The sequence below is a fragment of the Gilliamella apicola genome (genome assembly GCF_003202655.1).
Classification (GTDB): Bacteria; Pseudomonadota; Gammaproteobacteria; order Enterobacterales; family Orbaceae; genus Gilliamella; species Gilliamella apicola_R.
In genome coordinates, this window is sequence record NZ_QGLR01000012.1 from 258,193 (window position 1) to 270,042 (window position 11,850).

An 11,850-nucleotide genomic window follows, 5' to 3' on the forward strand; every position below is an offset into this window, starting at 1 on the left:
GGACTCCTTTAAATATTCTGCCTATTTACCATTCACTTTATTGATAAGCTCAATAAGTTCATCGCCGAAAGTTTGAGGATTTAACATGTTTTGGACACCTAACGCATGTTGTCCTTCATTAACCTCGATTTCATGAATCAAATGTTTAGAAGCAACGATAATGTCGACATTAGGTAGTTTTGATTTGTAATCCGTGACTGCGCATGAATCCATGACATTTGCGATACCTTTTTTATCTAAATAATTGGCAATTTTCATCTTCATCATCATTGATGATCCCTGACCACTACCACAAACAGCAAGAATACGAATCGGTTGACCTTCACTAATTGCCACTTCCTCCATTTTTTCAACTACTGCTTCATTAACATCATCATGAATATCATTGGTCGGTTGTTGTTTTTGTAAGGCTTCTTCGGCTCGTAGTGATTTAGCCGCAAAGAACATATAGACCAGAGATAACGCAATCAAGACATAGATAAATAGATGAGAGAAGGATAAACCTTGTAAAATCGGTGGGAATAAAATTGCCCAATCAGCCATTCCCATCCAAGAATCAATTGGTGTACCATTTTGGGCGAAGATATTAATTACCCAAGCAGAGCCTAGAACCTCAACCATTCCCATAATGAAACAGAGTTTCATTACCGCTTTCCATCCACCATAATGATTGGCAAATACGCCGATAGTGGCATTAGAGAAAAACATAGGAATAAAACCAGGAATAATCATGATTGGCGATTTAAATACCAGTAATAAGGCTATTGCTAAAAATTGACCTAATGCCCCCCAAATAAAACCAAATACCATAGCGTTAGGTGAAAAAGCATAGATAGCCGCACAATCGATAGCCAACACCGCATTTGGTATTAATTTTTCAGAAATTCCCTTAAATGCTTCAGATAACTCCGCCACAAACATTCTTACACCACCAACAATAACTTGGATAGCTACGGCAAATTTAAGCCCGGTTTCGAAAATGTAGATAGTCCAGTGGGTCGACCCCGCCATTGTTTGTAAATTATCCAAACCAAATGAAAGAAGGATGATACCAAAAAAGAACGTCATCACAATCGTTGTGGCAGCAATACTATCGTGGAAAATATGTAACCATTTTGGTAATTTTAAATTATCTACTGAATCATCTTTATCGCCCAATTTTGGTGCTAATTTCACCGCAATCCATGAACCTAGCTGCTGTTGGTGACCAATTGAAAAACCTGCGCCACCAGTTACCGCTTCAGTCGGTTTAAACATCATATTTGAAAAAATTCCCCAATATAATGCCGTAATTATTGCTGAGTAGGTGATGGTTTCCCACATGCCATAACCAAATAGGAAGTAGAAAAGAGTAATTAAACCAACTTGTTGGAACATGATATGACCGGTCAACATGATGGTTCTAATTCCGGTGAAACGTCTAAAGATGACCAGTAAAATATTAATCGCTAATGCAAGCAATACTGCATAACCAACCCATGAATATTGTTCACCCATCCCCTTTTCGACAGCCACCATTGAGGCATAAGTATCGATAATCGATCCGGTTATACCATGATATTCGGAAAGTTTAGCAATAACAGGTTTAAATGTTGAAACTAAAACACCTGAGCCAACTTGTAACAGCATAAAACCAACAATGGTTTTAATCGTGCCTTTTAAAATCGTGGTGATATCTTTTTTTAAAAGACAATAACCTAGCAAGGTAACTAGGCCCAGTAATAATGGTGCCTTCGTCATAACTTGACTATAAAAGATATAAAATATGTTATAAATTACTTCCATATGTCCCTCTCATTGATTGTTGACAACTTTAGATAGCATTAATGCTATAAGCATGGAGACATCAACCCCACTTAATGTCATTTGTATAATTACTCATCTCGCAAAACGAATTGATGGAACTTTTGCTCATTTAGCGTTATCCAAATCGGAGAAATGAATAACTAATGCTATATTCCACAATCATAAATAATCACTCAATGATTGTTTGTGATTATTTTGATCAAGATCACTTTTCTTACACTATTATCTAAACAAATGTGATTTCTGTCACATTTTGATAAAAAACCGCAAGTAAAAATTAAAAATATAACTATTATTATCAATACATTGTAGTGACAAGTTAAGATTATTGATTTAAACGATTGACAAATAACCAAACGAAAATTAATATCATTTTCAATCATAAAAAATCATGTTTACTTAATAAGAGGCAATAATGAACGAAATATCACGGCATAATGAAATTGTAGCGATGGTTAATGATCGAGGAATGGTAAGAGTCACCGAATTAGTCTCCTATTTTTCAATATCACCAGCCACGGCTCGTCGAGATATTACCAAGCTCGATCAGGATGGAAGAGTAAAAAAAGTTCGCAATGGAATTATGCGGATTGAAGTTGCAAAACCCATTTGGGCGCCGATAGGCAATAACAATACCGATCATTATCATGAAAAAGCACGTATCGCGATTAGAGCAGCCAAATTATGTGGAAGTGATGAAAATATCGTAATTAATTGTGGTTCTACAGCATTTTTGTTAGGTCGTGAACTGTGTGGTAAGAATGTTTCAATCATTACCAACTATTTTCCATTAGCGTGCTACTTGATTGAACATGATCATGAAAACGTCATCATTATGGGAGGGTTATATAACAAAACACAAAATATTATTCTCAACCCAATAGCTAACATAACTGATTCTTATGCAGGTAAATGGATGTTTACCAGTGGTAAAACTTTAACGCCTAATGGACTGTATAAAAATGAAATATTAGGTGCGGTAGCAGAACAACAAATACTTGAAAAAATAGAGAAATTAGTCGTTGTTGTTGATAGTTCAAAGATAAATACCAAAGCAAATTCTGGCATGCTTTTTTGCCCGATTACTAAAATTGATATTTTAATAACAGGCAAACAGGCAAATAAGGAAGTAATTGAAAGCATAAAGGAACAAGGCACAGAAGTGATTTTAGTTTAATAATTAAATTGTAAAAGGAACAAAGTATGAGTAAAGTAAACGAAATTACCAGAGAATCTTGGATATTGAATACCTTTCCTGAATGGGGAACGTGGCTTAATGAAGAAATAGAAACAACAGAGGTCAAACCTAATACGTTTACCATGTGGTGGCTTGCTTGTACCGGGATTTGGTTAAAATCAGCAGGTAATACTAATATCTCTGTCGATTTCTGGTGTGGTACAGGTAAAAAAACTCACGCCAATCCATTAATGAACAAACAACATCAAATGATGCGAATGGGTGGTGTTCGTGAACTACAACCAAATCTTAGAACCAGTCCATTTGTTCTAGATCCTTTTGCAATCAAAGAGATTGATGCTGTAATGGCAACCCATGATCATGCTGATCATATTGATGTCAATGTTGCGGCGGCAGTCATTCAAAACTGCTCACCAAAAGTCAAATTTATTGGCCCTAAAGCTTGTGTTGAATTATGGAAAAGTTGGGGCGTTCCTGAAGATCGCTGTATTGTTGCTAAAGTAGGTGAAACTATCCAAGTTGGTGATATTACCATTCGCGTTTTAGACTCTTTTGATAGAACTTCATTAGTTACTTTACCGAAAGGTGTTTCATCCACCGATAAATCCATATTAGATGGAATGGATGATCGTGCGGTTAACTATTTATTCGAAACTTCTGGCGGATCACTTTATCATTCTGGCGATTCTCACTACTCTAATTATTATGCCAAGCATGGTAATGATCATAAAATTGATGTTGCTTTGTTATCTTATGGCGAGAACCCGCGCGGCGTAACCGATAAAATGACTTCATCAGACATTTTACGGGCGGCAGAATCGTTAAATACTAAAGTAGTAATTCCATTCCACCACGATATATGGGCGAATTTCCAAAGTGACCCGCGTGAAATTGAAGTCCTTTGGCAAATGAAAAAGGATCGTCTGGAGTATCAATTTACGCCATTCTTCTGGCAAGTTGGTGGTAAATATACTTATCCAACCGATAAAAACAAAATGCACTATCAACACTATCGTGGATTTAGAGATATCTTTACCGATGAACCTGAACTGCCATACCGTTCATTCTTATAAAGTAAAACGATAAAACAAACGGACTTTGAATAATCTCAAAGTCCGTTTTTTGTTGGTTGTGCAAGCCGTTATTTGATCTTAAGCCAAACTAAACAATTAGTTATACAGCTAGGCATTTATATATTTCTGTCTTTCTGGCAACCAACATTCAATAAGTTGTTGCGCAGACTCTGGATAATCTTGTTGAATATAATATGAGGCTTGTTGAACATCGCTAATTAAATGTTGATCACGGATTAAATCAACCACTTTAAAATTGGCGACCCCCATTTGTCTGGTACCTAGAATTTCGCCACTTCCTCTAATTTCAAGGTCTTTTTGCGCGATAACAAAACCATCACTACTCTCGCGCATCACTTTCATCCTTTGTTGTGCAACTTTACTCAGTGGCGCTTGATACATTAAGACGCAATATGAAATTGCACTTCCCCGACCAACTCGTCCTCGTAATTGATGTAATTGCGAAAGCCCTAATCGTTCAGCATTCTCAATAATCATCAAACTTGCGTTTGGCACATCAACCCCGACTTCAATAACGGTTGTTGCAACTAAAAGTTGTGTTTCACCTGATTTAAACGCTTTCATGACGGTTTGTTTTTCGTCCGATTTCATTTTGCCATGAACTAAAGCGATCTTTAGATGAGGCAATAACAGTCGCAACTCTTCAACCAACATTTCAGCAGCTTGGGCATCAAGTGTTTCGGACTCTTCAACTAACGTACAAACCCAATAAACCTGACGATTATTAAGACAAGCATTATTCACTTTTTCAATAATCTCATCGCGACGTGAATTAGGTATAACGATAGTTGTTACTGGGGTTCGTCCGGGAGGTAATTCATCAATAATTGATACATCTAAATCAGCATAAACCGTCATTGCCAAGGTTCTTGGAATTGGCGTTGCCGTCATGATTAATTGATGCGGATGACATTCATCTTTAGCACCTTTTTCCCAAAGACTTAATCGTTGATTTACCCCGAACCGATGCTGTTCATCAATAATGACTAAGCCTAAATGGTTAAACTTAACTTTATCTACAAACACCGCATGAGTACCGATTAACATTGAAATTTCACCCAATTCGATATCATTATAGCGTAGTTGTTTATTTTTAGCGGTTAAACGACCAGTGAGTAGCTCAACCTTAATCCCTAGTGGCTCAAACCATTGGCAAAAATTATGAAAATGTTGTTCGGCTAATATTTCAGTTGGCGCCATTAAGACGACTTGTTGCTTATTTTCAATAGCATTTAAAGCGGCTAACGCGGCAACTAAGGTTTTACCCGACCCTACATCACCTTGGACTAATCGCATCATTGGCACTGATTTTGCCATATCTTGATAAATATCCTGCACCACTCTTTTTTGCGCTTTGGTCGGTTCAAATGGTAGTGCCGCAAGAAAAGGCCGAATATAATGTTGAGTAATATGCATTGGGTAAGAATGTTGTCTTTGATTATCAAATTTAATCAGCAACATACTTAAATGATAAGCAAGCAACTCTTCTAAAATAAAACGTTTTATTGCCAGATGCTCGCCAGCAATTAACTGCTCGACATCGGTGGTCAATGAAGGATTATGAACAATGTCTAATGATTCAATGACAGGCAAATATCTAGAACTCAATGTAGTCGGTAAAATTTCATCGGGTGGATTGCGTTTTAACAATATTAATGCCGATTGTATTGCCTTACGAATGACATTTTGAGTTAATCCATGGGTAGTAGAATAAATTGGCGTAAATCGCTCTTCATTGGCATCAGCAAAAGCGCTATGCGCTTCTTTTTGGCTTTGAATTTTAAATTGTGGATGAATAATTTCCGGATAATGACTGCCGCTTTTTATCTCACCGTAAGCACTCACCCATTTACCAGGGGCTAGGGAAGACTTCATCCCCATATTGAAATGAAGAAAACGTAAAATTGCGATACCTGAATCATCCTGAATATGACACAACAACATTTTACGTTTGGTAATGATAATTTCACTTTTAATGATACAACCTTGAATAGTGGTTGTTTCGCCAATTGCCACCTCACCAATAGCGGAAGATGTAGAACGGTCTTCATAACGAAGCGGAAAATGTAATAACAGATCTTGAACAGATTTAATACCCAGTTGAGAGAATTTACTTTCTAAACTAGGCCCAATGCCCGCTAATTTTGCAAGCGGTATGTGGTTTAGCAAACGATCAGCCATAATAACTAATTAATATTGCGTGTCACACTCACTACATCTTGTTGGAGTGACAATTTTCGGATTAAATCATTAAGTTGTTGGGTATTTTTAACTTCAATCTGCAAAATAATAGTGTATATTTGTCTATCTTTTTCTTCGGTATTCAACCACTGGATATGGGCTTTCTCATCATTAATGATAGAAAGAACATGCCCCAAAGAACCTTGATTATTAACAATATCTACCCAGATTTCCGCCACAAAAAACTGCTCAATATCAGGGGCCCATTTAAGTGGAATGTATTTTTCGGGATTATTTTGATAACCACTGATGTTACGACAAGACTCATGGTGGACCGTCAAACCTTTTTCCGGACTGACATGACCGATAATCGGATCATTAGGAATAGGATGGCAACATCTTGAAAAAGTTACCAATACCCCTTCACTTCCGGTTATAACTAATGTTTTATTGGCCTCAGATTCGTTTGATAAAAGTGTTTTATGTTCAAGACCTTTGACAATAAAATAGCTCATAATATTGCCAAGTCCTATTTCGGCTAAAACATCATCAAACGAGCTTAGTTGAGTCAACTCAACGATACGCTCTTTTTGATTATCAGTTAGCGAATCAATTCCACTGGTTTTTATTAAAGCCAAATTAAGCAATTTACACCCTAACAATATAGCATCTTCTCGTTTCAAGGTTTTTAATGCTTGGCGAATACGCGATCTGGCTTTGGCACTCACCACAAAATTTAACCAACTTGCATTAGGACGACTTTCAGGGGAGGTAATAATTTCAACCGTTTGCCCATTGCTCAACGGTTGAGAAAGCGGATAAGGTTTACGATCAACTACCGCACCAATACATTGGAAACCAATATCAGAGTGGACGGCATATGCTAAATCAACTGCAGTTGACCCTTCCGGTAATTGGACAATTCGACCTTTTGGTGTAAAGACATATATCTCTTTAGGAAATAGATCCGACTTAACATTTTCAATAAATTCAAATGAATTACCGACACTCTGCTGAAGTTCTAATAAACTTTGCATCCAACGTTGAGCTTTAATTTGCGCGGTAGTGTTATTTAACTCATCATTCTCATTATAAATCCAATGTGCCGCAACCCCCATTTCCGCCATTTGTTCCATATCTTCGGTTCTTATTTGCACTTCGACCGGTGTACCATGTGGGCCAATTAATGACGAATGTAATGATTGGTAACCATTGGCTTTGGGAATAGCAATATAATCTTTGAAGCGATTAAGTCTTGGTTTATATAGATTATGGACTAAACCAAGCGTACGATAGCAAGCATCGACATCATCAACAACAATGCGGAAAACGTAAATATCCATAATTGAATGGAAATGTTGCTCACGAAGTTGCATCTTTTGGTAGATTGCATAGATATTCTTTTCAAGTGCTTCAACTTGCGCATGAATATTCGCTTCGCTTAAACGCCCTCTAATTTCTGATAAAATTTGCTGAACCAGCTCTTTTCTAGTTCCTTGAGCAATTTTTACCACTTTTTCAAGAACTTTAGCTCGATTAGGGTGCATAGCAGTAAAAGCAAGTATTTCAAGCTCAGTTTTAATATGATGAATACCCAACCGATGAGCCAAAGGCGCATAAATTTCTAAGGTTTCTTTGGCTATCCGACGACGTTTATCCGGCCGCAATGCACCAAGAGTACGCATATTATGCGTTCTATCAGCTAACTTAATTAAAATTACGCGCACATCTTCGGTCATGGCTAAAACCATTTTACGAAAATTTTCAGCTTGGGCTTCTTGTCGATTTCTAAATTTTAACTTATCAAGTTTTGAGACACCTTCAACTAAAACAGCGACATGTTTACCAAATTTTTGGGTGATGTCTTGAAAGGTGACTGGAGTATCTTCGATGGTGTCATGTAACAGTGCCGCGATAACGGTTTCATAATCTAACCGCATTTCGGCTAAAATGGTTGCTACCGCAACCGGATGAGTAATATAAGGTTCACCGCTGGAACGGAATTGTCCATCATGTGCTTGCTTGGCAAAGAAATAGGCATCTTGAATAAATTCAACTTGTTTCGCTGGAAGATAAGATGCAACAACCTCTTTTAAGCTTTCAAAATATTGCATGGACAATTCTCAGCAATGTTTATTCGTATGAAGGAGTGTTTTCTAAAAGTACCGTTTCATGAAGAGCGTTACGCACTTCAGATTCTTCATCTTGACGAGCTTGGAACTCAGCTGTATCAAGGATTTGTTTATTTACAAGCCCATTCTCAATTTCGCGTAAAGCCACTACAGTTTCTTTATCGTGTTCTTCTGGAATTAGTGGTGTTTTGTTTTCAACTTGTAGTTGACGAGCGCGTCTTGCTGCAACTAAAACGAGATCAAAGCGATTACCAATTTTTTCTACTGCATCTTGGACAGTTACACGAGCCATTTTTACCTCTAATTTTTTAACTTAAATGCTTCAATTGAAAGATCAATTATTCTACTTAATTTTGTAGGGAATTGTCCATAGTAATATTACTAATTAGTGAAAAACCTAATTTAAATTATTTGCAAAGTAAAAAATAGTTGATAAATCTATGCAACCTGTTCCAACCAAACATTAGGGCCAACAATAGGCAGATTTAATAAATAACGACGCAAACCATCCAAGGCAATCGCTGTCAAAATTTGTTGTTGAATTTTACTACTTTGCGATCGTCCAATATATTTTAACTTAAAGTGTAAAACTTGCTTGATGGTGGCAATAATCAAAGTAAATTCAGTATTCTTCTCCTGAAAATTTACTATGCCGAGTGCAATATCAGCTCTCTGATTTTGCAATATTTGTGAGAAGTAATCAATCGGCTCTTCCATCACAAAAGGGACTACTTCTGACTTTACAACAGGCGCATTAGCTTCTAGCAATTGGTAACTCACCATACCTGCGGATTGCTGTTCAATAACGACAATAGATTGCTTGCTTTTATTTAATAACTTTGATACCACCTGAGCTAAGCCCGATTCACCTTGATTAATTACGACCCCTTCATAAAGTAAATTATCAGCAACAATGGCTTTTATCTTCTGCCAGATGTTATCCATTTCACTCTTTTTACTTTCTGGTCCAGTTAATTTTAACTCGATAATGGGCATAGCTGCACGATAGCCAACAGTGATAGAATCAGGAAGTTTAACGGTTGTTTCGATTGCCTGCCCTAAATCACTTTCAGTTCGCCCCATGGTGGTTAAACGATAACAAAGTTTACTTTCGGTGATTGGATAGTTAGCTTTAATTTCCGGTAGGATCGAATTTCTAACCATAGCTTTAAATTCAGACGGCACACCTGGGGTAAAAAATAAAAGACAATCATTTAACTGCATTTTAAAACCGCAAGCGGTGCCAATAGGATTATCAATTAACGTTGCACTCTGAGGTAACATAGCTTGTTTAATATTGGTTGCAGGCATCACTCTACCACGATTAAGGAAGTAGCGTTCAAGCGTCTTAAGCCACTCTTCGTGTAAAATCAACGATTCATTATTCGCCTGAGCTGCGGCTTGGGCACTAAGATCATCACTGGTTGGTCCTAATCCGCCATTCACAATTAAAATATCATTGTGTAAGCTACGCTCTTGCAAAGTTTCAACCAAGGTCAACAAATCATCGCCTACCGTATGGCGCGAAGTAATAGTGATCCCTTCTTCAAATAAAAAATCTGATAACCAAGCGGCATTAGTATCGACAATTTGACCGTATAAAACTTCATCACCAGTACTAAGCATTTCAATTTTGATGCGCTTTTTTATCTGATTCATAATTATCCTTAGCTAATTTAATATGATGATTAATGTTCTAATTATCAACATCTTCGTCGGTTTTGCTGTCCATATGCTCTTTACTTTGTACTAATCGCACCGCAAAATAAAGATCGTAAGCGAACTCAATATAATCACTATCTAATTTTAGATTCATCTGTTTAAACCAATTTTTCAAAGTTTTGCGTCGACCTGATAAAATTAGCACCACATTTCTAACTTTTAATGATTTAACCAACTCATCAATACCGGTTAATACACTGACATCTTTATAGGTAAAACAAGGTATGGCATCAACAATAACATAATTAATTGGTTCAGAAGATTCATCAATATAACCGATAATTCTACGTTTAAAATAGGCAATATTGAAATAAGTTAATGGTGAATTGAAACGATAAATAATCGTATTACTTAACGGATAGACATCAGGCCCAATAGAATGAATTCGTCCACTTTCATCAACACCTAATAACTGATCATTTGGTCTAAACACTCGTCGTAAAAACAAAAATAGACCTAATAGCACCGCCAACGCCATACCCGGTATGATACCAATGACTAAAACAGAAATAAGCGTCGTTAAGCTTAGATAAAATGCATCACGATCAAATTTAAAAAATCGAACAATAGTTTGTAAATTAATAAGGGATAGAGAAGAATAAATTAAAATGACACCTAATACGCAAGTTGGAATATACTGTAGCGGTGACAAAAAGAACATTACCACAAAGCCAATCAAAACCGCGGCGATAATTGACACCAATTGGGTTTTGCCTCCATTGGCATCATTCACCGCAGTACGCGAAGAAGTACCACTTACTACAAAACCTTGTGATAAGCCAGCTACGATATTGGCCATACCTAACGCTTTAAATTCGACATCAGCATTAGTTTCATAATTATTTTTAGAAGCAAAACTACGTACCGTTATCATCATACTAACAAAGCAGATCACGGCTATATTAAGTGAAGGTACCACTAAATTTCGCATCAAACCTTTATCAAAATCTATCCATGACTCAGCAGGAATAAAATTACTGCTTACACTACCAATAATTCGAACATTGTAATGTTCAAAATTAAATAGCCAAGAGAGAAAAGTCATAATAATTACAGCAAAAAGTGGCGCAGGGTAACGCGGTTTGAATTTTTTTAAAACCACTAAAATCACTAATGTAAAAAAAGACACTAAGGTAGTTAATAAGTGGATTTCCGTTATTTTAAACGGTAAATAGACGATACGCTCAATTAAATAAGAATAGTCATAGCTAAAGCCAAAGGTTTTAGCTAACTGATCAACCATAATGGTAATAGAAATCCCATTAAGCAGACCAATCAAAATTGGTTGACTTAAGAGATCTGCCAAGGCACCTAAATGAAGTTTACCAGCGATAAGACACCAAATACCTATCATAATAGTTAACAGTATCACTAATTGCCAACGCAATATAGGATCATTTGCTGCCAAAGGAAACACCACAGCCGCCACCACCGCACAAGTTGCCGTGTCGGGGCCGACAATGAGTTGTTTAGAAGAACCAAAAAGCGCATAAACAATAAGTGGTAAAATTGTTGAATATAATCCAGCAATCGCCCCGACACCAGTAAGCTCCGCATAGGCGATAGATACTGGCAAAGAGACTGCTGCCACTGATAATCCCGCTTTAATATCAAAACTAAGATATTCACGCTTATAGCGTAATAAACTCATTAACCCCGGCATCCAAAGAATCACTTTTTGGAATAACGCGCTATTGGTAAACTTTCCCATGTTTGC

8 protein-coding genes are annotated in these 11,850 nt (G+C 36.8%); 2 read left to right on the forward strand and 6 right to left on the reverse strand.

Translation table 11 applies throughout. The features are described 5' to 3' along the window. Window positions 1–21 precede the first annotated feature (21 nt). Entirely contained in the window at window positions 22–1,785 is a 1,764-nt protein-coding gene (locus tag DKK70_RS11030; protein WP_110434040.1) for a PTS ascorbate-specific subunit IIBC, read from the reverse strand. Window positions 1,786–2,221: 436 nt separating this feature from the next. On the opposite strand from DKK70_RS11030, the gene ulaR reads away from it, so the two are divergent. Next, on the forward strand, window positions 2,222–2,983 hold the full coding sequence (gene ulaR / locus DKK70_RS11035) for an HTH-type transcriptional regulator UlaR (RefSeq protein ID WP_110434041.1): 762 nt from the start codon (window positions 2,222–2,224) through the stop codon (window positions 2,981–2,983). Between the two features lie 26 nt (window positions 2,984–3,009). Continuing rightward, window positions 3,010–4,077: an L-ascorbate 6-phosphate lactonase gene (gene ulaG / locus DKK70_RS11040; RefSeq protein WP_034901431.1), complete on the forward strand. Its 1,068-nt coding sequence runs from the start codon at window positions 3,010–3,012 to the stop codon at window positions 4,075–4,077. A 108-nt stretch (window positions 4,078–4,185) separates the two neighbouring features. On the opposite strand, the gene recG is transcribed toward ulaG, so the two are convergent. The 5 genes from recG to DKK70_RS11065 all read right to left on the reverse strand — a co-directional run bounded on the left by recG (window position 4,186) and on the right by DKK70_RS11065 (window position 11,844). Continuing rightward, on the reverse strand, window positions 4,186–6,279 hold the full coding sequence (gene recG, locus DKK70_RS11045; protein ID WP_110434042.1) for an ATP-dependent DNA helicase RecG: 2,094 nt from the start codon (window positions 6,277–6,279) through the stop codon (window positions 4,186–4,188). 5 nt (window positions 6,280–6,284) lie between these two features. After that, window positions 6,285–8,393: a bifunctional GTP diphosphokinase/guanosine-3',5'-bis pyrophosphate 3'-pyrophosphohydrolase gene (gene spoT / locus DKK70_RS11050; RefSeq protein ID WP_110434043.1), complete on the reverse strand. Its 2,109-nt coding sequence runs from the start codon at window positions 8,391–8,393 to the stop codon at window positions 6,285–6,287. A gap of 19 nt (window positions 8,394–8,412) precedes the next feature. After that, window positions 8,413–8,703: a DNA-directed RNA polymerase subunit omega gene (gene rpoZ / locus DKK70_RS11055; protein WP_110423832.1), complete on the reverse strand. Its 291-nt coding sequence runs from the start codon at window positions 8,701–8,703 to the stop codon at window positions 8,413–8,415. Between the two features lie 146 nt (window positions 8,704–8,849). Further along, complete coding sequence (locus DKK70_RS11060) at window positions 8,850–10,070, reverse strand: CinA family nicotinamide mononucleotide deamidase-related protein (protein WP_110434044.1); 1,221 nt, start codon at window positions 10,068–10,070, stop codon at window positions 8,850–8,852. 37 nt (window positions 10,071–10,107) lie between these two features. After that, window positions 10,108–11,844, reverse strand: coding sequence for a SulP family inorganic anion transporter (locus DKK70_RS11065; RefSeq protein WP_219999766.1), 1,737 nt, complete (start codon window positions 11,842–11,844; stop codon window positions 10,108–10,110). Window positions 11,845–11,850 lie beyond the last annotated feature (6 nt).

Coding starts and splice junctions, on each gene's coding strand:
- DKK70_RS11030 (WP_110434040.1), bottom strand. CDS start 1,785: ATGGAAGTAATTTATAACATATTTTATATCTTTTATAGTCAAGTTATG.
- ulaR (WP_110434041.1), top strand. CDS start 2,222: ATGAACGAAATATCACGGCATAATGAAATTGTAGCGATGGTTAATGAT.
- ulaG (WP_034901431.1), top strand. CDS start 3,010: ATGAGTAAAGTAAACGAAATTACCAGAGAATCTTGGATATTGAATACC.
- recG (WP_110434042.1), bottom strand. CDS start 6,279: ATGGCTGATCGTTTGCTAAACCACATACCGCTTGCAAAATTAGCGGGC.
- spoT (WP_110434043.1), bottom strand. CDS start 8,393: ATGCAATATTTTGAAAGCTTAAAAGAGGTTGTTGCATCTTATCTTCCA.
- rpoZ (WP_110423832.1), bottom strand. CDS start 8,703: ATGGCTCGTGTAACTGTCCAAGATGCAGTAGAAAAAATTGGTAATCGC.
- DKK70_RS11060 (WP_110434044.1), bottom strand. CDS start 10,070: ATGAATCAGATAAAAAAGCGCATCAAAATTGAAATGCTTAGTACTGGT.
- DKK70_RS11065 (WP_219999766.1), bottom strand. CDS start 11,844: ATGGGAAAGTTTACCAATAGCGCGTTATTCCAAAAAGTGATTCTTTGG.